The 22847-nt window shown below is 58.1% G+C and carries 19 protein-coding genes; 5 read left to right on the top strand and 14 right to left on the bottom strand.

Features of this window, described 5'->3' with window-relative positions:
• Positions 1-110: 110 nt before the first annotated feature.
• From lpdA to sdhC, 7 genes are all read right to left on the bottom strand, one after another.
• Positions 111-1547 carry a dihydrolipoyl dehydrogenase gene (gene lpdA, locus ACA061_RS07775; protein WP_129391073.1) on the bottom strand — a complete coding sequence of 479 codons (1437 nt, stop codon included), beginning with the start codon at positions 1545-1547 and terminating at the stop codon, positions 111-113.
• Between the two features lie 97 nt (positions 1548-1644).
• Complete coding sequence (gene odhB / locus ACA061_RS07770; protein WP_150618444.1) at positions 1645-2871, bottom strand: 2-oxoglutarate dehydrogenase complex dihydrolipoyllysine-residue succinyltransferase; 1227 nt, start codon at positions 2869-2871, stop codon at positions 1645-1647.
• 42 nt (positions 2872-2913) lie between these two features.
• Complete coding sequence (locus ACA061_RS07765; protein WP_150601212.1) at positions 2914-5745, bottom strand: 2-oxoglutarate dehydrogenase E1 component; 2832 nt, start codon at positions 5743-5745, stop codon at positions 2914-2916.
• A gap of 251 nt (positions 5746-5996) precedes the next feature.
• Positions 5997-6701, bottom strand: coding sequence for a succinate dehydrogenase iron-sulfur subunit (locus ACA061_RS07760; RefSeq protein ID WP_150601211.1), 705 nt, complete (start codon positions 6699-6701; stop codon positions 5997-5999).
• 11 nt (positions 6702-6712) lie between these two features.
• Positions 6713-8485, bottom strand: a complete 1773-nt coding sequence (gene sdhA / locus ACA061_RS07755) for a succinate dehydrogenase flavoprotein subunit (protein ID WP_150601210.1) — start codon at positions 8483-8485, stop codon at positions 6713-6715.
• Between the two features lie 3 nt (positions 8486-8488).
• Positions 8489-8857, bottom strand: coding sequence for a succinate dehydrogenase, hydrophobic membrane anchor protein (gene sdhD, locus ACA061_RS07750; protein WP_007977503.1), 369 nt, complete (start codon positions 8855-8857; stop codon positions 8489-8491).
• A complete protein-coding gene (gene sdhC, locus ACA061_RS07745; protein WP_150601209.1) occupies positions 8851-9225 on the bottom strand; it encodes a succinate dehydrogenase, cytochrome b556 subunit in 375 nt (124 codons plus the stop codon). Before sdhC ends, sdhD begins: the two co-directional genes overlap by 7 nt.
• A 362-nt stretch (positions 9226-9587) precedes the next feature.
• Here sdhC and gltA point away from each other — a divergent pair, with 362 nt between their 5' ends.
• Positions 9588-10877: a citrate synthase gene (gene gltA, locus ACA061_RS07740; protein ID WP_150594210.1), complete on the top strand. Its 1290-nt coding sequence runs from the start codon at positions 9588-9590 to the stop codon at positions 10875-10877.
• A gap of 974 nt (positions 10878-11851) precedes the next feature.
• Here gltA and ACA061_RS07735 read toward each other — a convergent pair.
• From ACA061_RS07735 to ACA061_RS07725, 3 genes are all read right to left on the bottom strand, one after another.
• Positions 11852-13510: a cation acetate symporter gene (locus ACA061_RS07735; protein WP_150601208.1), complete on the bottom strand. Its 1659-nt coding sequence runs from the start codon at positions 13508-13510 to the stop codon at positions 11852-11854.
• A complete protein-coding gene (locus ACA061_RS07730; RefSeq protein ID WP_042558286.1) occupies positions 13507-13818 on the bottom strand; it encodes a DUF485 domain-containing protein in 312 nt (103 codons plus the stop codon). The genes ACA061_RS07735 and ACA061_RS07730 overlap by 4 nt, the downstream gene beginning before the upstream one ends.
• A 248-nt stretch (positions 13819-14066) precedes the next feature.
• Positions 14067-14918 (bottom strand): glycine betaine ABC transporter substrate-binding protein, encoded by an 852-nt coding sequence (locus ACA061_RS07725; protein WP_150601207.1) that lies wholly within the window; start codon positions 14916-14918, stop codon positions 14067-14069.
• 287 nt (positions 14919-15205) lie between these two features.
• Between ACA061_RS07725 and ACA061_RS07720 the strand changes: the two genes are divergently transcribed.
• A complete protein-coding gene (locus ACA061_RS07720; RefSeq protein WP_497301052.1) occupies positions 15206-16801 on the top strand; it encodes a glycoside hydrolase family 17 protein in 1596 nt (531 codons plus the stop codon).
• A 122-nt stretch (positions 16802-16923) separates the two neighbouring features.
• Here the strand turns inward: ACA061_RS07720 and ACA061_RS07715 are convergent, their stop codons facing one another.
• On the bottom strand, positions 16924-17292 hold the full coding sequence (locus ACA061_RS07715) for a hypothetical protein (RefSeq protein ID WP_150601204.1): 369 nt from the start codon (positions 17290-17292) through the stop codon (positions 16924-16926).
• 224 nt (positions 17293-17516) lie between these two features.
• Between ACA061_RS07715 and ACA061_RS07710 the strand changes: the two genes are divergently transcribed.
• Both ACA061_RS07710 and ACA061_RS07705 read left to right on the top strand, forming a co-directional pair.
• The gene (locus ACA061_RS07710) at positions 17517-18815 is read left to right on the top strand and encodes a serine/threonine protein kinase (RefSeq protein ID WP_150601203.1); all 1299 of its coding nucleotides are present in this window, start codon (positions 17517-17519) and stop codon (positions 18813-18815) included.
• On the top strand, positions 18808-19596 hold the full coding sequence (locus tag ACA061_RS07705; protein ID WP_150601202.1) for an MlaA family lipoprotein: 789 nt from the start codon (positions 18808-18810) through the stop codon (positions 19594-19596). The genes ACA061_RS07710 and ACA061_RS07705 overlap by 8 nt, the downstream gene beginning before the upstream one ends.
• 137 nt (positions 19597-19733) lie before the next feature.
• On the opposite strand, the gene ACA061_RS07700 is transcribed toward ACA061_RS07705, so the two are convergent.
• Positions 19734-20648, bottom strand: coding sequence for a DUF808 domain-containing protein (locus tag ACA061_RS07700; RefSeq protein ID WP_210553680.1), 915 nt, complete (start codon positions 20646-20648; stop codon positions 19734-19736).
• Between the two features lie 135 nt (positions 20649-20783).
• On the opposite strand from ACA061_RS07700, the gene ACA061_RS07695 reads away from it, so the two are divergent.
• Positions 20784-21389 carry a TetR/AcrR family transcriptional regulator gene (locus ACA061_RS07695; protein ID WP_042558279.1) on the top strand — a complete coding sequence of 202 codons (606 nt, stop codon included), beginning with the start codon at positions 20784-20786 and terminating at the stop codon, positions 21387-21389.
• A 102-nt stretch (positions 21390-21491) separates the two neighbouring features.
• On the opposite strand, the gene ACA061_RS07690 is transcribed toward ACA061_RS07695, so the two are convergent.
• The gene (locus tag ACA061_RS07690; protein WP_210553681.1) at positions 21492-21950 is read right to left on the bottom strand and encodes an REP-associated tyrosine transposase; all 459 of its coding nucleotides are present in this window, start codon (positions 21948-21950) and stop codon (positions 21492-21494) included.
• A 209-nt stretch (positions 21951-22159) separates the two neighbouring features.
• On the bottom strand, positions 22160-22600 hold the full coding sequence (locus ACA061_RS07685) for a GlcG/HbpS family heme-binding protein (protein ID WP_210553682.1): 441 nt from the start codon (positions 22598-22600) through the stop codon (positions 22160-22162).
• Between the last annotated feature and the right edge of the window lie 247 nt (positions 22601-22847).

Below are 22847 nucleotides of genomic sequence, written 5' to 3'. Positions count from 1 at the left end.
GCTGCTTGCGTAGCTGAGCTACGCAAGACTGCGTCCAGCGGACATTCCGCGGTGAGTCTTGCTCGCAAGGCTCACGACGGGCCGTTACCGCCGTGGTTTCTTATTGTCTGTTAACGCTTCTTGCGGTTGGCAATGTGGATGGCGCCGCCATTCACAGCCAGAGCAGCTTCGTGCAAGGCTTCAGACAGGGTCGGATGGGAGAAAACCATCATGCCCAGGTCTTCAGCGCTGGTGCCGAATTCCATGCCGATCGCGCCCTGCTGAACCAGTTCTGCAGCGCTCGGACCAATCACGTGCACGCCCAATACGCGGTCAGTCTTGGCATCCGCGATGACCTTGACGAAACCACCGGTATCGTTGGCGGCCATGGCACGGCCAGAAGCGGCGAACGGGAAGGTGCCGACGTTAACTTCAACGCCTTCAGCTTTCAAGGCCTGCTCGGTTTTGCCAACCCACGCGATTTCCGGGTGAGTATAAATAACCGAAGGGATCAGGTCATAGTTCATCTGGGCTTTGTGGCCCTTGATGCGCTCGACAACCATGATGCCTTCTTCCGAAGCCTTGTGAGCCAGCATCATGCCGCGAACCACGTCACCGATGGCGAAAACGCCCGGTACGGTGGTGGCGCAGTGATCGTCAACGTGCACGAAACCGCGCTCGTCCAGGGTCACGCCGCTGTCGGCAGCCAGCAGATCAGTGGTCACCGGACGGCGACCAACGGCTACGATCAGCTTGTCGAAAGTGATGGTCTGTTCGCCGTTGGCATCGGTGTAGTTCACAACGACTTCGTCGCCATTCACTTTAGAACCGGTCACGCGAGCGCCCAGCTTGATGTCCAGACCTTGCTTGGTCAGGGTTTTCAGCGCTTCCTTGGAAACAGCGGTGTCCGCTGCCATCAGGAAAGTGTCCAGAGCTTCCAGGACAACCACTTCCGAACCCAGACGCGACCAAACCGAACCCAGTTCCAGACCGATTACGCCAGCGCCGATAACGCCCAGACGCTTGGGTACGGTCTGGAATTCCAGCGCGCCAGTCGAATCGACGATGACGTTCTGATCAACCGGAGCCGGTGGAATGTCGATCGGACGCGAACCTGGCGCGAGGATGACGTTTTCAGCTTCGATGATTTCTACCGAGCCGTCTGGCTTGGTGACTTCGACTTTCTTGCCGGCCAGCAGTTTGCCGTGGCCCTGGATCGAAGTAACGCCGTTGGCCTTGAACAGAGTCGCAACGCCGCCGGTCAGGTTCTTGACGATGCCAGCCTTGCGGCCAACCATCGCAGCGACGTCCATTTTGACTTCGCCGGTCGAGATACCGTGAACGTTGAAGCTTTCTTTCGCTTCCTTGTATTTCCAGGAGCTGTCGAGCAGCGCCTTGGAAGGAATGCAGCCGACGTTCAGGCAGGTGCCGCCCAAGGCTTGCTTGCCTTCGGCGTCGGTGTACTTCTCGATGCAGGCAGTGGTCAGACCCAGCTGCGCGGCCTTGATGGCAGCTACGTAACCGCCAGGGCCGGCACCGATCACTACTACGTCAAATTTCTGCGACATTCAAAAAATCCTCTTTAGCGAAAAGCTTCAAGCCGCGCGCTGCAGGCCGTACCACCGTTTCCGGCGATACATCGCCTGCAACACGCGACTGCTTCTATCAGATATCCAGCAACAGACGAGCCGGATCTTCCAGCAGGTTCTTGATGGTCACCAGGAAGGTTACAGCTTCTTTGCCATCGATCAGACGGTGATCGTAGGACAGTGCCAGGTACATCATCGGACGGATCACGACCTGACCGTTGATGGCCATCGGACGCTGGATGATGTTGTGCATGCCCAGAATCGCTGCCTGCGGCGGGTTGACGATCGGGGTCGACATCATCGAACCGAAGGTACCACCGTTGGTGATGGTGAAGGTACCACCGGTCATCTCGTCCATCGACAGTTTGCCGTCACGGGCTTTCTTGCCGAAGGTGGCGATGCCGCCTTCGATTTCAGCCAGGCTCATCAGTTCGGCGTTACGCAGAACCGGAACCACCAGACCGCGGTCGCTGGAAACAGCAACACCTACGTCGGCATAGCCGTGGTAAACGATGTCGGCACCGTCGATCGAAGCGTTGACAGCCGGGAAGCGTTTCAGCGCTTCGGTAGCAGCCTTCACGAAGAACGACATGAAGCCCAGACGTACGCCGTTGTGCGACTTCTCGAACAGGTCCTTGTACTTCGAACGCAGCGCCATGACTTCAGTCATGTCGACTTCGTTGAAAGTGGTCAGCATCGCCATGTTCGACTGAGCTTCAACCAGACGCTTGGCCACAGTGGCACGAACGCGGGTCATCGGAACGCGCTTCTCGACGCGATCGCCAGCGGCGAACACAGGAGCAGCAGCCGATGGCGCAGCAGCCTTGGCAGGTGCAGCGGCCGGAGCAGCTTTCTTGGCTTCAACAGCGGCAACCACGTCTTCCTTGGTTACACGGCCATCTTTACCGGTGCCTTTGACGGACGCCAGGTTGATGCCGTTTTCTTCAGCCAGTTTGCGTGCAGCAGGAGCGGCGATAGCGTCTTCGTCGGTGCCGGCAGCAGGTGCAGCGGCAGCTTGGGCAGCGGCCGGAGCAGCAGCGGCAGCCGGAGCAGCGGCAGCAGCGCCGCCCGCCTCGATGGAGCCCAGGACTTCGTCGGACAGAACGGTGTCGCCTTCGTTCTTGACGATTGCGCCCAGTACGCCGTCGGCGGTAGCCAGAACTTCCAGTACGACTTTGTCAGTTTCGATGTCGACGATCAGGTCGTCACGCTTGACGGCGTCGCCCGGTTGCTTGTGCCAGGTGGCAACGGTGCCATCGGCAACCGATTCCGGGAAAGTGGGGGCTTTGATCTCGATAGCCATTATCTGTAGTTCCTTAAATTCGGTTTCAGGTGCGCGAAGGCGTTAAACGGTAAACGCGGCTTGCAGCAGTTTTTCCTGCTGCTCGGCGTGCATCGATGCGTAACCACAAGCAGGTGCAGCAGAGGCATCACGGCCCGCGTACTCGAGTACGAGAGATTTATCGTGTTTGCCAACGATGCGGCGCATGTGGTGCTGGCTGCAGTACCAGGCACCCTGGTTCATCGGCTCTTCCTGACACCAAACGATATGTTTGAGGTTGGTGTAAGGAGCCAGGACTTCAATCAAGTCGTCCTCAGGGAATGGGTACAGCTGCTCGATACGCACGACGGCGATATCGTCACGGCCTTCGGCACGGCGTTTTTCCAGCAGGTCGTAGTAGACCTTGCCGCTGCACAGAACAACGCGCTCGACCTTTTTCGGGTCCAGTACATCGATTTCCGGGATCACGGTCTGGAACGAACCTTCGGCCAGATCTTCCAGCGTCGAGATGGCCAGCTTGTGGCGCAGCAGCGACTTCGGAGTCAGGACGATCAACGGTTTGCGCAGCGGACGAATCACCTGACGACGCAGCAAGTGGTAGATCTGAGCCGGCGTAGTCGGTACCGCTACCTGAATGTTGTGCTCGGCGCACAGCTGCAGGTAACGCTCCAGACGAGCCGAAGAGTGCTCAGGACCCTGACCTTCATAACCGTGCGGCAGCAGCATGGTCAGACCGCACAGACGGCCCCACTTGTGCTCGCCACTGGTGATGAACTGGTCGATAACCACTTGGGCACCGTTGGCGAAGTCGCCGAACTGGGCTTCCCAGATCACCAGCGCATCCGGCGTGGTGGTCGAGTAACCGTATTCGAACGCCAGAACGGCTTCTTCCGACAGGAACGAGTCGTACAGGTCAAAACGTGGCTGACCGTCGTACAGGTGCTGCAGCGGAATGTAAGTGCCAGCATCTTTCTGGTTGTGCAGAACAGCGTGACGGTGCGAGAACGTACCGCGGCCGATGTCCTGACCGGTCATGCGAATCGGGTGACCTTCGAACGCCAGGGTCGCGTACGCCATGGTTTCGGCGTAACCCCAGTTGATCGGCAGGCCGCCGGCTTGCATCTTCTGACGGTCTTCGTAGATTTTCGAGACCTGGCGCTGAACCACGAAGCCATCCGGAATTTCCAGCAGCTTGGCGGACAGTTCCTGCAGGGTCTTGAGGTCGAAACGAGTGTCGTGACGCGCGGTCCAGGCGTGGCCCAGATACGGACGCCAGTCCACGAACAACTCTTTGTTCGGCTCTTTGACCAGGCTTTTTACTACATGCAGACCGTTGTCCAGCGCGTTGCGGTATTCGTCGACTTTCGCCTGAACACGCTCAGCGTCGAGCACACCGCTCTGGGTCAGACTGTCAGCGTACAGCTCACGGGTGGTGCGCTGTTTGGTGATCTGCTGATACATCAGAGGCTGGGTGCCGCTTGGCTCGTCAGCTTCGTTGTGGCCGCGACGACGGTAGCAGACTAGGTCGATCACCACGTCACGCTTGAACTGCATGCGGTAGTCGATGGCCAGCTGAGTCACGAACAATACGGCTTCCGGATCATCACCATTCACATGGAGGATCGGCGCCTGGATCATTTTCGCAACGTCGGTCGCGTACTCGGTGGAACGCGAGTCCAGCGGGTTGCTGATGGTGAAACCAACCTGGTTGTTGATCACGATGTGCACGGTACCGCCGGTCTTGAAACCGCGGGTCTGCGACATCTGGAAGGTTTCCATCACCACACCCTGGCCGGCAAATGCCGCGTCGCCGTGGATGGAGATTGGCAGAACCTTCTCACCGGTAGGGTCGTTACGACGATCCTGACGGGCGCGAACCGAACCCTCGACCACCGGGGAAACGATTTCCAGGTGGGACGGGTTGAACGCCATGGCCAGGTGAACTTCACCACCGGTGGTCATCACGTTGGACGAGAAGCCCTGGTGGTATTTAACGTCACCGGAACCCAGCTCGACCTTCTTCTTGCCTTCGAACTCGTCGAACAGCTCGCGCGGGTTTTTGCCGAAGGTGTTGACCAGCACGTTGAGACGGCCACGGTGGGCCATGCCGATCACGACTTCCTTGGTGCCATACGAACCGGAACGCTGGATCAGTTCGTCGAGCATCGGAATCAGGCTTTCGCCGCCTTCCAGACCGAAACGCTTGGTACCCGGGTATTTGGTGCCCAGGTATTTTTCCAGACCTTCGCCGGCGGTGACGCGCTCGAGCAGGTGGCTCTTGATGTCGGCGGAGTACGTTGGACGGCCGCGCACGCTTTCCAGACGCTGCTGGAACCACTGACGCTGCTCGGAATCGGTGATGTGCGTGAATTCAGCGCCGATGGTGCGGCAATATGTCTGCTGCAACGCTTCGTGAATTTCGCGTAGGCTCGCTTCCTCTTTGCCGATGAACAGGTCGCCGGCACGGAAGGTCGTATCAAGATCGGCATTGGTCAAGCCGTAATGATTGATCGACAGGTCTGCAGGTGCAGGACGCTGCCACAGCCCCAGCGGGTCAAGCTGGGCTGCCTGGTGGCCACGCATACGGTAGGCCTGGATCAATCGCAGCACTTCAACTTGCTTCTTCTCGTGCTCACTGCTCACGCTGCCGGCGGAAACCGGTTGAGCGCGGCGCTGGTTCTTTGCCAGCAGCACGAAATGATCGCGAATTGTGGAGTGCGAAACATCAGTGGCAGAGCCGCCGTCGGCAGGCAGCTTCTGAAAGTAGGTGCGCCACTCTTCTGGCACAGCGTTAGGGTCGTGCAGGTAGAGCTCATAAAGCTCTTCCACATAGGCAGCGTTTCCACCTGAAAGGTAGGCGCTGTTCCACATGCGCTGCATCACGCTTTCTTGCATGCTTGGTCACCCTCGGTTAGGGGAACACCATCGATGTCGACACCGAGCAAACTTGCAGAAGTCCGAATGCAGCGACTAAAACAAGCCACCTAGGATCACACTGATAGTCCGGGTACCAGCCCGGATGCCCCTGCTTGTCTCATTTCTTCAAAATAAGAGCCGCAGCTTATGGCTGCTGCTCTGGTTATAGCCATGACGCGGGTTGAAGCCCGCGCCACAGCCTCTACGGTGCAGCGGTTACAGCAGCTGAATCACACGCCGCTCGAAAGCAGCATGTTACGGATGTGACCGATGGCCTTAGTCGGGTTCAGGCCTTTCGGACATACGTTGACGCAGTTCATGATGCCCCGGCAGCGGAAAACACTGAACGGGTCATCCAGCGAAGCCAGACGCTCGGACGTCTTGGTGTCACGGCTGTCTGCCAGGAAGCGATAAGCTTGCAGCAGTGCGGCCGGACCCAGGAACTTGTCCGGGTTCCACCAGAAGGACGGGCAAGAGGTCGAGCAGCAAGCGCACAGGATGCACTCGTACAGACCGTCAAGCTTTTCACGCTCTTCAGGGGACTGCAGACGCTCGATGGCCGGAGCCGGCGTGTCGTTCTGCAGGAATGGCTTAACCTTCTCGTATTGCTTGTAGAAGATGCTCATATCGACAACCAGGTCACGGATAACCGGCAAACCTGGCAGCGGACGAACGATCAACTTGTTGCCTTTTACGACAGCGGACAACGGCGTGATGCACGCCAGGCCGTTTTTGCCGTTGATGTTCATGCCGTCGGAACCGCAAACACCTTCACGGCAAGAGCGACGATAGGAGAAACCCTCGTCCTGCTCTTTGATCAGGGCCAGCACATCCAGCACCATCAGGTCTTTACCACCGGTATCGACCTGGAATTCCTGCATGAACGGCGCGGCGTCCTGATCAGGGTTGTAACGATAAACGCTGACTTTCAACATGGCGGCCACCCTTAATAAGTCCGAATCTTAGGTTCAAAAGTCGGAACAGTCTTCGGCGAGAAGTTCACGGCACGCTTGGTGACGCGCTTGTCACCCGGGAAGTACAGGGTGTGGCACAGCCAGTTTTCGTCGTCACGATCTTCGAAGTCTTCACGGGCGTGAGCGCCGCGGGACTCTTTACGGACTTCGGCCGCGATGGCAGTGGCTTCAGCGACTTCCAGCAGGTTTTGCAGCTCAAGCGCTTCGATACGTGCAGTGTTGAACGCTTGCGACTTATCGTTGATTTTCACGTTGGCAATACGGGTGCGCAGGTCTGCCAGCTGGGCAATACCTTTCTGCATGTATTCGCCGGTACGGAACACGCCGAAGTAGTTCTGCATGCAGCTTTGCAGCTCGCGACGCAGTGTTGCGACGTCTTCGCCATCGGTACGGCTGTTCAGTGCGTTCAGGCGCGACAGGGCAGCGTCGATATCAGCTTCGGTAGCGTCATCGTATTCGATGCCGTCGGTCAGCGCTTTCTCGAGGTGCAGGCCGGCAGCGCGGCCGAACACCACCAGGTCGAGCAGCGAGTTGCCGCCCAGACGGTTGGCACCGTGAACCGATACGCAAGCCACTTCGCCGACCGCGAACAGACCATGAATGATCTCGTCCTCGCCTTCAGCGTTCTGGGTGATCGCCTGACCATGAATGTTGGTCGGAACACCGCCCATCATATAGTGGCAAGTCGGAACAACCGGAACCGGAGCAACAACCGGGTCAACGTGTGCGAAAGTCTTCGACAGCTCGCAGATGCCTGGCAGACGGCTGTGCAGCACTTCTTCGCCGAGGTGATCGAGCTTGAGCAGCACGTGGTCGCCATTCGGACCGCAACCGTTACCCGCGATGATTTCCTTGACCATCGAGCGGGCAACAACGTCACGACCGGCAAGGTCTTTGGCGTTCGGAGCATAACGCTCCATGAAACGCTCGCCGTGCTTGTTGATCAGGTATCCACCTTCACCACGGCAACCTTCGGTAACCAGTACACCGGCGCCGGCGATGCCGGTCGGGTGGAACTGCCACATTTCAATGTCTTGTACCGGCACGCCAGCACGCAGAGCCATGCCGACGCCGTCACCGGTGTTGATCAGGGCGTTGGTGGTGGAAGCGTAGATACGACCTGCACCGCCGGTTGCCAGAACAGTAGCCTTGGCGCGGATGTAGGTGGTTTCACCGGTTTCGATGCAGATGGCGATCACACCGACGAACTCGCCTTGAGCGTTTTTCACCAGGTCGACAGCGTAGTACTCGTTCAGGAACGTGGTACCGGCTTTCAGGTTGCCCTGATAAAGGGTGTGCAGCAGCGCGTGACCGGTACGGTCGGAAGCGGCGCAAGTACGGGCAGCCTGCCCGCCTTTACCGTAATCCTTCGACTGACCGCCGAACGGACGCTGGTAGATGCGGCCCTGTTCGGTACGCGAGAACGGCATGCCCATGTGGTCCAGCTCGTAAACGGCAGCCGGGCCTTCCTGACACATGTATTCGATAGCGTCCTGGTCACCGATGTAGTCGGAGCCCTTGACGGTATCGTACATGTGCCAGCGCCAGTCATCGTTCGGATCGGCAGACGCGATTGCGCAGGTGATGCCACCCTGAGCCGATACAGTGTGCGAACGAGTCGGGAAAACCTTGGTGATCACGGCAGTCTTGTGACCGCCCTGTGCCAGTTGCAGCGCAGCGCGCATGCCAGCACCGCCACCACCAATAATGATGGCGTCGAAAGAAATCGTTGGAATGTTAGCCATGAATCAGATACCCCAGAGAATCTGCACACCCCAGACGAAGTAAGCGAACATCGCAACGCCGCATACTGCCTGGAAAAGGAAACGTACTGCGGTCGCGGACTTGCCCAGCGCCATTGGCGTCAGGTAGTCGGTCGCGATGGTCCACATGCCGACCCAGGCGTGAGCGCCAAGGGCAACGAGGGCCAGCAGACTGAAGATACGCATCCCGTTGTGGGCGAACAGGCCGTGCCACTGGTCGTAGCCAATGCCCGGATTCGCTGCGAGGTATCCGATCAGGAAGATGAAATAAGCCGCGAGAACAACCGCAGACACACGTTGCGCCATCCAGTCATAGAGGCCCGAACGCGAAAGGTTCGTAACGCTGGTTACCATATCCAAACTCCTGCCAGAACGATCAGCACCACGGAAATGGCGACGATGATTTTCGAGCCCAGGCGGCCGCCTTCCAGCGTCTCACCGATGCCCATGTCCATGATCAAGTGGCGCACACCGGCTACCAGGTGATACAGCAGAGCGGACAGGAGGCCCCATGCTACGAACTTGGCCAGCGGGCTGGTCAAGCATGCCTTCACCTCGGCAAAACCTTCCTCGGAACCCAGGGATTTGCCCAATGCATAAAGCATGAAGCCAAGGCCCAGGAAGAGGATGATGCCGGAAACACGGTGAAGAAACGACGTAACGCCGGTGATGGGGAGTTTGATGGTCCTTAGGTCTAGGTTTACAGGTCGTTGGCTTTTCACGGCTTTTTTTTCACACTGAAGAGCCCCTAACAATCAGGGCAAAGTTGTTGGGGAGTGCACTGGTCAGGTAACCACCACCCAGGGATGCGACCCCCAATAAAGCAGGCCCAAAAGCCCTTGGCGGTCGGTGGCCGAGTATAGACAGTTAGGCTACTAATGACAACGCAATCACCTACCCCAAATAGCGCATTGCACAAGTCGTATAAAAGGCGTAAATGGCAGTCAATTTCGAGGAAAAAGGGCACTTAAAGCCTTCTGGAGCAAGACTTTAGGCAAATTGACATTCGAATTTATCTCACTATAGTGGTGCGGGCCCTGCGTGGGGGGTCTGTCTGATGGTTCAAGCATAAATAGGAGGCCACATGGCTGACAAAAAAGCGCAGTTGATCATCGAGGGCGCAGCCCCCGTCGAGCTGCCCATTTTAACCGGCACCGTTGGTCCCGATGTAATCGATGTTCGGGGCCTGACGGCCACGGGCCGCTTCACTTTCGACCCTGGTTTCATGTCGACCGCCTCGTGCGAATCGAAGATCACCTATATCGACGGCGACAACGGCATTCTGTTGCACCGCGGCTACCCGATCGAACAGCTGGCTGAAAAGTCGGACTACCTGGAAACCTGCTATCTGCTGCTCAACGGCGAACTGCCGACCGCAGAACAGAAGGCCCAGTTCGTCAGCACCGTGAAAAACCACACCATGGTTCACGAGCAGCTGAAAACCTTTTTCAACGGTTTCCGTCGCGACGCCCACCCAATGGCCGTCATGTGCGGCGTAGTCGGCGCCCTCTCGGCCTTCTACCACGACTCCCTGGACATCAATAACCCGCAGCATCGCGAAATCTCCGCGATCCGTCTGGTTGCGAAGATGCCGACCCTGGCAGCGATGGTTTACAAGTACTCCATGGGTCAACCCATGATGTACCCGCGCAACGACCTGACGTACGCGGAAAACTTCCTGCACATGATGTTCAACACGCCGTGCGAGATCAAACCGATCAGCCCGGTGCTCGCCAAGGCCATGGACAAGATCTTCATCCTCCATGCCGACCACGAGCAGAACGCATCGACTTCCACCGTGCGTCTGGCGGGTTCTTCGGGTGCCAACCCGTTCGCCTGTATCGCCGCTGGTATCGCCGCACTGTGGGGCCCTGCCCACGGCGGTGCGAACGAAGCCGTTCTGACCATGCTTGACGAGATTGGCGATGTGTCCAACATCGACAAGTTCATCGCCAAGGCCAAGGACAAGAACGACCCGTTCAAGCTGATGGGCTTCGGTCACCGCGTTTACAAGAACCGCGATCCTCGCGCGACTGTAATGAAGCAGACCTGCGACGAGGTATTGAAGGAACTGGGTATCAACGACGATCCGCAACTCCAACTGGCCATGCGCCTGGAAGAGATCGCCCTGACCGACCCGTACTTCATCGAACGCTCGCTGTACCCGAACGTCGACTTCTACTCGGGGATCATCCTCAAGGCGATCGGCATTCCGACCAGCATGTTCACCGTGATTTTTGCGCTGGCACGTACTGTCGGCTGGATCTCCCACTGGAAAGAAATGCTCTCGAGCCCGTACAAGATTGGCCGTCCGCGCCAGTTGTACACCGGCTACGAGTCGCGTGACATTACCAAGCTGGAAGACCGCAAATAAGATTTGTCTTGCGATAACGTTTTAAGTTGTACCGGGAACGGCCTCTATTTATATAGGGGCCGTTTTTGTTTGTGGCGTTTTTGGGGCATTTGGTTTGGGGGCATATCCGTTTTTGCGGGTGTTGCCGCTGGCGGTTTCGCTCTTACAGCGAGTCACCTTTTCCAAACGCCGAAAAGGTAACCCAAAAGGCTTTGCCCCGGCGTTCGGCACTTCGCTGAGGCTCAGTGTTCCCTCGCTACGGTGTCCATCAGGGGGCATCGCCTACGGTTTGCTTCGCTGCACCTCCTCTCGATGAATGCGGCTGCGCCGCACGGCGCTGCGCGCCTACCCCCTGATGAACACCTACGCTCGGCCTGCCGATGGGGCAAAAAATCAAAAGCCAAAGCCAAAGCCAAAGCCAAAGCCAAAGCCAAAAACAGATCAAAAGATCGCAGCCTTCGGCAGCTCCTACATTGGGAATGGGTGCACCAGCCAGATATTGGTCGGCTGTCAGGCCGCCATCGCGAGCAGGCTCACTCCTACAGAAAATCAAAAGCCAACCGCACGCTTTTCACCACTCAACAGGATGAGCGTTAGCTCGGCTGCAGCTTTTGATCTGCAAGGCGACGTCGGAAGGCTTCGTTCCGGGATTGATCCGGGCGTGGGAGCGCAGCGACCGTTTGGCGAAGCCAAACACAGCGAGAGGAGGTGCAGCGAAGCAAACCGTAGGCGCTGCGCCCGGATCGATCCCGGAGCGAAGGAACCCCGAGCCCCAGCGAGCGGGCCGTACGTAGGAGCAAGCGTTTTTGGTTACTTTTGAGGCGCTTGTCAAAAGTGACCCGCCGTAAGGGCGGAACCCTAAGCCGCCGTCACCGCAGCAACGGATATGTACACGACCCACACCAAAAACACAGTCTGCCCGATAACCGCCCACAAAAAATGCCCCGATCTCTCAACCGGGGCATTCAGAACAACATTACAAAACCATCAAGCGATCAATGCGAAACCGCCCCACTCGCCCCCAACCCCGTCTGCGAACGCACAAACTGAGGGAAGAACAACGCACGTTCCCGGTCCGCAGCCGCCGACTTGTCAGTGATCGAGAAGAACCAGATCCCCACAAACGCAATGATCATCGAGAACAGCGCCGGGTACTCATAAGGGAAGATAGCCTTCTCATGATGCAGAATCTGCACCCAGATGGTCGGGCCGAGAATCATCAGGCCAACAGCGCTGACCAGACCCAACCAGCCACCAATCATCGCCCCACGAGTCGTCAGCTTCTTCCAGTACATCGAAAGCAGCAGTACCGGGAAGTTACAGCTCGCCGCGATCGAGAACGCCAGGCCAACCATGAACGCAATGTTCTGGCTCTCGAAGAGGATGCCCAGACCAATCGCCAGCACCGCCAATGCAATCGTAGTGATCTTCGAAACGCGAATCTCGTCCTTCTCGTTCGCCTTGCCCTTCTTGATCACACTGGCGTAAAGGTCGTGAGAAACCGCCGAAGCACCCGCCAGGGTCAGGCCTGCCACTACAGCGAGGATGGTCGCGAAGGCAACCGCCGAGATGAAGCCAAGGAAGATGCTACCGCCGACCGCGTTGGCCAAATGCACCGCCGCCATGTTGTTGCCGCCCAACAGCGCGCCAGCAGCATCTTTGAAGGCCGGGTTAGTGCTGACCAGCAGGATCGCGCCGAAGCCGATGATGAACGTCAGGATGTAGAAGTAGCCAATGAACCCCGTTGCGTACAGCACGCTCTTACGGGCTTCTTTTGCATCACTCACGGTGAAGAAGCGCATGAGGATGTGCGGCAGGCCAGCGGTACCGAACATCAACGCCAGACCCAGCGAGAATGCCGAAATCGGATCCTTGACCAGACCGCCCGGGCTCATGATCGCTTCGCCTTTGGCGTGCACCTTGATCGCCTCGGAGAACAGCGTGTTGAAGTCGAAGTTGACGTGCTTCATCACCATCAGTGCCATGAACGATGCACCGGACAGCAGCAACACAGCCTTGATGATCTGCACCCAGGTGGTTGCCAGCATGCCGCCGAACAGCACGTACATGCACATCAGCACACCGACCAGAATCACCGCTACGTGGTAATCCAGACCGAACAGCAGCTGGATCAGCTTGCCCGCACCGACCATTTGCGCGATCAGGTAGAACGCCACCACCACCAGCGAACCGCAGGCGGACAGCGAGCGAATCTGGGTTTGCCCGAGGCGGTAGGACGCCACGTCGGCAAAGGTGTATTTACCCAGGTTACGCAGGCGTTCGGCGATCAGGAACAGAATGATCGGCCAGCCCACCAGGAAGCCGATCGAGTAGATCAGGCCATCGTAGCCGGAGGTGAACACCAGCGCGGAAATCCCCAGGAAGGACGCCGCCGACATGTAGTCACCGGCAATCGCCAGACCGTTCTGGAAACCGGTGATCTTGCCGCCCGCCGCATAGTAGTCGGCCGCGGAGTTGTTTTTCTTCGAGGCCCAGTAGGTGATGTACAAAGTGGCGCCGACAAATGCCACGAACATCAGGATCGCAGGAATGTTCAGCGGCTGTTTGGCCACCGCACCGGTCAAGGCATCAGCCGCCCAGGCACCCGGTGCGAAAGCTGCAACGCTCAGTAGAGCCAGTAGACGCCGGATCATTGCTGAGCCTCCTTGAGAATCGCATTGTTCAGGTCGTCGAACTCGCCATTGGCGCGCTTTACGTAGATACCGGTCAGGATGAAAGCCGAAAGAATCAGCCCGACACCGATCGGGATGCCCCAGGTAATGGAGGACTCAGGACTGATCTTCGCGCCCAGAAGATGCGGCCCGTAAGCAATCAGAAGGATGAAACCGGAGTAAAGCCCAAGCATGATCGCCGAAAGAATCCAGGCGAACTTTTCTCGCTTGCTAACCAGTTCCTTGAATCGGGGACTGTTTTGAATCGAGAGGTAAATGCTGTCGTTCATTGTTTTTATCCTCGCAGCACAGATTATTGTTGGAACGATATCCACTGTATGCGGCTGCGAGCCAGGTTCCAGACGACCTTAGTAGTAGAACGCCATGACGTATTCGCCATTCTTGAGCACACACAAAAACTGTGGGAGCTGGCTTACCAGCGATTGCGTCATGCCAGTCGACTGATTAGCCAACTGACAGACCGCTATCGCGGGCAAGCCCGCTCCCACAGGGTTCGCGGTGAAAAAGCTATTTCAGGTTATTTAGTCCAGTCAGCCACGCGCTCCGGGTGCTTGGCTACCCAGGCTTTTGCGGCGGCGTCAGGTTTTGTACCGTCCTGGATCGCCAACATCACTTCGCCGATTTCGTCCTTGGAGGCCCACTGGAAGTTCTTCAGGAACTTCGCCACTTCCGGCGCCTTGGTTTCAAGCTCTTTGCTGCCGATGCTGTTCACGGTTTCAGCTGCACCGTAAACGCCTTTCGGGTCGTCGAGGAAGCGCAGTTTCCACTTGGCGAACATCCAGTGCGGCACCCAACCGGTGACGGCGATGGATTCGTTTTTCTTCTCGGCGCGGGTCAGTTCGGCGATCATGCCGGCGCCGGAACTGGCCTTGAGCGAGTATTTGTCGAGGCCGTAATCCTTGATCGCCTGATCGGTCTTGAGCATCACGCCTGAACCGGCATCGATGCCGACGATGCGATTCTTGAAGGTATCGTCGGTTTTAAGGTCTTCGATGGATTTGGCTTTGACGTACTCCGGCACGATCAGGCCGATTTTTGCATCCTTGAAGTTCGGGCCGTAGTCGACGACCTGATCCTTGTTCTTCGTCCAGTAATCACCGTGGGTCACTGGCAGCCAGGCCGAGAGCATGGCGTCGAGTTTGCCGGTGGCCACACCTTGCCACATGATCCCGGTAGCGACGGCTTGCAGCTTCACGTCGTAGCCGAGTTTCTGCTTGATCACTTCGGCCGCCACATGGGTGGTCGCGACGCTGTCGGACCAGCCGTCAACGTAACCGATGTTCAGGGTCTGTTTTTCAGCGCTGGCGAAAGTGGAGCTCATCGCAAGCGCCAGAGCGGCACCTGCGCTTAAAAGTCGTCGCATCTTCATCGTTACTTCCCCGAAATGCTGCGCCCGACGGATGCCGGGCATCGTCAACGTATTGTTATGGTGCACAGCGCCCCCATCACGCCTCATCGCAAACTCGGCCGGACATCAGTGGAGTACTGACGCTTTCGATCATCAACCTGACGCCCGAGGCGACCTGCTCTGCCTGCGACCTCAAGGCAACGAGAAACGACATTAGAAGGCCATTAACCGCTTCGATATAAATGACGCCAAATAATCCGCCCGAACTTTGCATGTCAAAATCATGCGAGCCACCAACCGCCGGATAAATGCAGGTAACATGCGTCGCTTTGCAGCCACTCGGCCTGACCATGTCCGCGACGTCCCGCTTTGCTTTTCTCCCGTATCTCTTCGCCTGCCTGCTTGGACTGTTTGCCTTCGGCGGCTTCTGGTATGGCCTCGGCAAACCGGTGATCCTGCCGGACGCCGCGACGCCGACGCACAAGCTGCAATGCGCCTCCTACACCCCGTTCGACAAAGACCAGTCACCATTCGACGTACCGTTCAAGTTGCGCCCGGAGCGCATGGACGCCGACCTCGCCCTGCTCGCCACCCGCTTCGAATGCATCCGCACCTACTCGATGTTCGGCCTTGAAGCAATGCCCGATCTGGCGCGCAAACATGGTCTGAAGTTGATGATCGGCGCCTGGGTCAACAGCAACCCGGTAGACACCGAGAAGGAAGTCGACCTGCTCATCGCATCGGCCAACGCCAACCCGGACGTAGTCAGCGCGGTGATCGTCGGCAACGAAGTGTTGCTGCGCAAGGAAGTCACCGGCGGGCAACTGGTGAAACTGATCAACAAGGTCAAAAGTCAGGTCAAACAACCGGTGACCTACGCCGATGTCTGGGAATTCTGGCTCAAGCATCCGGAAGTCGCGCCAGCGGTGGATTTCCTGACCATTCACTTGCTGCCGTACTGGGAAGACGATCCGTCGAATATCGATGCGGCGCTGCAACACGTGGCGCAGGTGCGCCAGGTATTCGGCAACAAGTTCGCGCCCAAGGACGTGATGATTGGCGAAACCGGCTGGCCGAGTGAAGGTCGCCAGCGCGAGACGGCACTGCCGAGCCGGGTCAACGAAGCAAAGTTCATTCGTGGTTTTGTCGCGATGGCCGAGAAAGAAGGCTGGCATTACAACCTGATCGAAGCTTTCGATCAGCCCTGGAAGCGTGCCAGTGAAGGCGCGGTTGGCGGGTATTGGGGGCTGTTCGATGCCGACCGCCAGGACAAGGGCATACTCGCGGGGCCGGTGACGAACGTGCCGCACTGGAAGCAGTGGCTGGCGGTCGGCGGGCTAATTTTCCTTGGCACGCTGTTCCTCGGTGGTCGAGTGCGCAATACGCGCTCGGCACTGGTGCTGCCGCTGTTGGGCGCCCTTGCCGCTTGCTCGATAGGCGCCTGGGGTGATCTGGCATTTGTGACCACCCGCTTTGCCAGCGAATGGCTGTGGGTCGGGTTGCTGACGGCCTTGAATCTGTTGGTGCTGGCGCATGCCGCGCTGACCTTGAGCGCTCGTACGGGCTGGCGTGAACGCATCTTCAATCTGCTGGAACGGCGTGCCGGATGGCTAGTGGCGGCAGCCGGTTTTGCGGCGGCGGTGATGATGCTCGAGATGGTTTTCGATGCGCGCTATCGCAGTTTTGCCAGCATGGCATTTGTGCTGCCGGCGCTGGTTTATCTGTGCCGACCGGTGAGCGTGCCGCGTCGGGAGATTGCGTTGCTGACGTTTATCATCGGAGCCGGCATTGCGCCGCAGTTGTATCTGGAAGGGATGCAGAATCAGCAGGCTTTGGGCTGGGCGCTGGTCAGTGGGTTGATGGTTGTGGCGTTGTGGCGGTGCTTGCGGGTTCGCAGCCGCTGATCCTCAGCGTCTGTACCGGCCTCATCGCTGGCAAGCCAGCTCCCACAGTTTTTTGAGTCGTGCACATATATTGTGTTACCCCATATCCCTGTGGGAGCGGGCTTGCCCGCGATGACTGACTATCAGGCGCTGCGGGATGATCTGACCAGGCGCAATCCGGCAATCACCACAGCAAACACCGCCAGCGTCGTGTTGTACAACGCCAGTGCCGGCAGCCCGAACACCAGCGCCAACACCGCCAACCACCACCCTGCCCGCCCCGGCACGACAAAACCGATCAGCGCACAACCCAGCGCCGCCCAGCCCAATACCTTGAAGTGAATCATCAACCCAAGATTAGCTCGCAACTGACATTCCCAACGGCTGGCCTCATCGACGCAAATCCCCACCCATTTGCCGTCTTCCATGAAGCCATAACGCGCGCCATAACTGGCGGCCAGCCACAATGGCAACAAAACGAGTAACAGAATCACAGGCAAGCGGCGGGACATTAAGCACTCCAGTCTTCGGAAATCGGCGGCCAGCTTAATCCGCCGCCAACCATACGCAAGCAATAACAACAGTTAACTAGTCATTCAATCAGTGCAAAGTGTATCGTCCAGCTACTATTACTCCGAATTCTGCCTGTTTGGTGCCGCGGCATGGCACTTTGGCGCAAACCCGGTGGTCATAGCCTGCGAACTTCATTCGGCACCTTCCTCTTAGGGATCTCGTCATGCTCCATTCCTTGCGCTTCGCCGCGCTGTTCAGCGGCCTTATTTTGAGTGCGTCCGCACTGGCGGTGGATATCGACGCCGCCAGTTATGGCTACCCTCTGACCAACCCGTTCGAGGCGACCATCGCCACGACTCCGCCGGACTTGCGCCCGGAGCTGCCGCTGGATGACGACATCAATCAGTCGGACCGCAGCGTCACCCTGCGTCCGGAGCGCGAGTTCATCCTGCCGGACAACTTCTGGCCGGTGAAGAAGCTGACCTACCGCATCGCCGAACAGGACAAACCCGCACCGCTGATCTTCCTGATCGCCGGCACTGGTGCGCGCTTCGACAGCACGCTCAATGAATACCTGAAAAAGCTTTACTACAAAGCCGGCTACCACGTCGTGCAGCTGTCTTCACCGACCAGTTTCGACTTCATCAGCGCTGCGTCTCGCTTCGCTACGCCGGGCATTACCAAAGAAGACGCCGAAGACATGTACCGGGTGATGCAGGCCGTGCGGGCGCAAAACCCGAATGTGCCGGTCACTGACTATTACCTCACCGGTTATAGCCTCGGTGCGCTGGATGCCGCATTCGTCGCACACCTGGACGAGACCCGCCGCAGCTTCAACTTCAAGAAAGTCCTGCTGCTCAATCCGCCGGTCAATCTCTACACCTCGATCACCAACCTCGACAAACTCGTGCAGACCGAGGTTAAAGGCATCAACAACAGCACCACCTTCTATGAACTGGTGCTGGCCAAGCTGACCCGCTACTTCCAGCAGAAAGGCTACATTGATCTCAATGACGCCCTGCTTTATGACTTCCAGCAGTCCAAGCAGCATCTGAGCAACGAGCAGATGGCGATGCTGATCGGCACGTCGTTCCGCTTCTCGGCAGCCGACATTGCCTTTACCTCGGACCTGATCAACCGTCGCGGCCTGATCACCCCGCCGAAATTCCCGATCACTGAAGGCACCAGCCTCACGCCGTTCCTCAAGCGTGCGCTGCAATGCGACTTCGATTGCTACCTGACCGAACAGGTCATTCCGATGTGGCGCGCGCGCACCGACGGCGGCAGCCTGCTGCAACTGATCGACCAGGTCAGCCTGTACGCACTCAAGGATTACCTGCACGACAGCCCGAAAATCGCCGTGATGCACAACGCCGACGACGTGATCCTCGGCCCGGGCGACCTCGGTTTCCTGCGCAAGACTTTCGGCGATCGCCTGACCGTTTACCCACTGGGCGGCCATTGCGGCAACATTAACTACCGCGTCAACAGCGACGCGATGCTGGAGTTCTTCCGTGGCTAAATATCTCCTGCTGGTAGCAGCGTTCCTCTGTGCAGGCGTGGCCCAGGCCGACAACAGCAAAGCCAATGCACCGGTGGTGGTCGACAGCGACGGCTTCAAGGAACCGCTGACCAAACTCAAATTCAACCCGGGCCTGGACCAGCGTGAATTCGAACGTTCGACGCTCAATGCGCTGGCCGTCTATGACCCGCTTGAGTCGTGGAACCGTCGGGTTTACCACTTCAACTATCGCTTCGACCAGTGGGTGTTTCTGCCTGTAGTCGATGGCTATCGTTACGTCACGCCAAGCTTCCTGCGCACCGGAGTGAGCAACTTCTTCAACAACCTTGGCGATGTGCCGAACCTGGTCAACAGCCTGCTGCAGTTCAAAGGCCAGCGCTCGATGGAAACCACCGCGCGGCTGTTGCTCAACACCACGATCGGCATCGCCGGCCTTTGGGACCCGGCCACCGCCATGGGCCTGCCACGCCAGAGCGAAGACTTCGGTCAGACTCTGGGCTTCTACGGCGTACCGGGCGGCGCCTACTTCGTGCTGCCAATCTTCGGCCCGTCGAACATCCGCGACACCGCAGGCCTGGCCGTGGACTACACCGCCGAATCGGCGATCAACTTCCTCAACGTCTCGGAAGTCAGCTCCAACCACCCGGAAGTCTGGGCCCTGCGCGCGGTGGACAAGCGCTACCAGACCGGCTTCCGCTACGGTCAGCTGAACTCACCGTTCGAGTACGAGAAAGTGCGCTACGTGTACACCGAGTCGCGCAAGTTGCAGATTGCCGAGTAGATTCGGCAGGTACAAAAAAGGCCATTCGATGCGAGTCGAATGGCCTTTTTCATGAAGATCAAAGGATCGCAGCCTGCGGCAGCTCCTACATTGGGAGGATGTACACCCTGTAGGAGCTGCCGCAGGCTGCGATCTTTTTAGCCTTTCACAGCTTTCCAGATCTTGCCGACTACCGACACAACCGCCAGCACCACCGCACCGGCAATAATCCCCGCTACGCCATTGAGCAACACCGGCACCACAAACCCCGCGCTGCCCGCCGCTGCGCCAATGCCTTCAATCCAGTGGTGAACCACCGGCACGCCGTGGGTCAGGATGCCGCCGCCGACCAGGAACATCGCCGCCGTGCCGATCACCGACAAGGCCTTCATCATGTAGGGCGCGGCGACCAGAATGCCGTTGCCGATTTTTTTGGCCATTTGCCCAGGCTTCTGGGTCAGCCACAGACCGAGGTCGTCGAGCTTGACGATGCCGGCCACCAGGCCATAAACACCGACGGTCATGACGATGGCGATGCCGGACAGTACGATCACTTGCTGGGTCAGCGGGGCGCCGGCCACGGCACCCAGAGTGATGGCGATGATTTCTGCCGAAAGGATGAAGTCGGTGCGGATCGCGCCTTTGATTTTGTCCTTCTCGAACGCCACCAGATCAGTTTCCGGATCGGCAACGGCTGCGCTCAGTTGCGCATGATCCGCGTCATCTTCAGCCTTGCTGTGCAGAAATTTGTGCGCGAGCTTTTCGAAACCTTCGAAACACAGATACGCACCACCGACCATCAACAGCGGCGTGACCAGCCACGGCACGAACGCACTGATCGCCAGCGCCGACGGCACCAGAATCAGTTTGTTGAGGAACGAACCCTTGGCCACCGCCCACACCACGGGAATTTCCCGCTCGGCGCGCACGCCGGAGACCTGCTGGGCGTTGAGCGCCAAATCATCGCCGAGCACCCCGGCGGTCTTCTTGGCGGCCATTTTGGTCATCAACGCAACGTCATCCAGAACGGCGGCGATATCGTCAATCAGCACCAGCAAACTGCTTCCTGCCATGAATCCTGTTTCCTTCTATGTATGAATGTTGCGAAGCATAACGCGACCGCAGGCCACATGGGGCATTGTTGAGCGCTGCGCGAGGCCGGTGCTACCATGCGCAACCGCCAGAACAGGCAAGGAACCACCGGGTTTATGAGCACAATCCGCGAGCGCAACAAAGAACTGATCCTGCGTGCTGCCAGTGAGGAGTTTGCCGACAAGGGCTTCGCTGCGACCAAAACCAGCGACATCGCCGCGAAGGCAGGATTGCCCAAGCCCAACGTCTACTACTACTTCAAATCCAAGGAAAACCTCTACCGCGAGGTGTTGGAAAGCATCATCGTGCCGATCTTGCAGGCTTCGACTCCGTTCAACGCGGACGGCGTGCCGAGCGAAGTGCTCAGCGGCTACATCCGCTCGAAGATTCGCATCTCGCGCGACCTGCCCTTCGCCTCCAAGGTATTCGCCAGCGAAATCATGCACGGCGCCCCGCACCTGAGCGCCGACCTGGTCGAGCAGCTCAACGGCCAGGCCAAGCACAACATCGACTGCATCCAGACCTGGATCGACCGCGGCCAGATCGCCCCGATCGACCCCAACCACCTGATGTTCAGCATCTGGGCCGCGACCCAGACCTACGCCGACTTCGACTGGCAGATCTCGGCGATCACCGGCAAGGACAAGCTGGATGAAGCCGATTATGAAGCGGCGGCGCAGACGATTATTCGGTTGGTGTTGAAGGGGTGTGAGCCGGACTGAGACACCGCGATGCGGCTATCGCGAGCAGGCTCACTCCTACATTTGGAATGCATTCACCTGTAGGAGTGAGCCTGCTCGCGATCAAGGCGACTCGGTGCCGGTTCAAACCCAAATGGCATCCCACAACGGATAGTCGCCTAGCTTCTCAACCAATCCTGCCCGCAATGGATTGGCCACGACATATCTCGCCATCTTCACCAGATCCTCTTCCCGCCGTAGCGCCCGATCATGGAACCCTCTCTGCCAGAGACTGATATTTCGCCCGGTACGCTGCTTGACCGCTTTGGTACTCATCGATTTGGTCTTCTGCATCAATTCGCTCAAAGAGCCCTGCTGCAATTCAATCAACCAATGAAAATGATCCGGCATGACCACCCACGCCAGTGAGTTTGCCAAGCCGAGATTCTGCGCATTTCGAAATTGATCGACGACCAGCCTGCCCAAGGCAAATTCCTTGAAAACCGGTGCCCGGTTCAGTGTGTTTGTGGTCAACAGGTAGATACGATTGGCTTCGCCATAGCGCCCGGCTCGTAATCGGTGTGCAGCAGGTAGATCCGGCATTCCTTTGCCTCCCGTGACAATGTCAGAGGAAGACTAGTTCTGTGGATTCAGGTAGGTTGAGCAAACTGTTGGCCGGATGTGTCCAGGAGATTGCAATCGCGAGCAGGCTCACTCCTACAGGGGGTTTGAGTGTTCAGACATTTTGTATCCGACCACAAACCCTGTAGGAGTGAGCCTGCTCGCGATAGCGGTTAATCAGTCATCACCAATCAAGCAACCACCCCCGCATCCGCCTTCAAATCCAGCGCCTGCACCGCTTTGATCGCCACCTGTTCATCAACATCCGACAGGTCGCCGCTAATGCCGATCGCACCCAACACCTCCCCCGCCTGATCGCGGATCAACACTCCACCCGGTGCCGGCACGACGCTGCCCTGGCCCATGCTGTTGAGTGCCGCGAAGAACGCCGGGCGTTGTTGAGCATCCACTGCCAGCAGGCGTGAACCCTTGCCCAGCGCAATCGCGCCCCAGGCTTTGCCGATGGCGATCTGCGGGCGCAGCAGGCTGGCGCCGTCTTCGCGTTGCAGGGCGATCAAGTGCCCGCCCGTATCGAGTACCGCGATGGTCAACGGCGCGGCATTGATGCCCCGCCCTGCGTTGATGGCTTCGTTGACCAGGTTGACTGCGACTTTCAAGGTTAAAGCGCTCATGGTGCCGTCCTCATTTTGTTATAGGGAAAGTCGTGGAGCTGCGCTTGAATGCCGCAGTCCGATGCAAACAAATAGAACACAATGAGTTATTTTTTTGTATACAATAATTCTCGAAAAGCGCCACATGCGACGAAAAGCCACAGCAGAACCGGCTTCCGACGAATGAAACAGTCGCTTGAGAAAATGGATTGACCTGCGCCGTCCGCCGTGAATACACTCTGCGCAAAGCCACTTGTATACAATTACA

Source organism: Pseudomonas sp. LBUM1668, assembly GCF_059695715.1.
The sequence above is the reverse complement of the archived record's forward strand: the minus strand, read 5'-3'. Positions and strand labels throughout refer to the sequence as shown.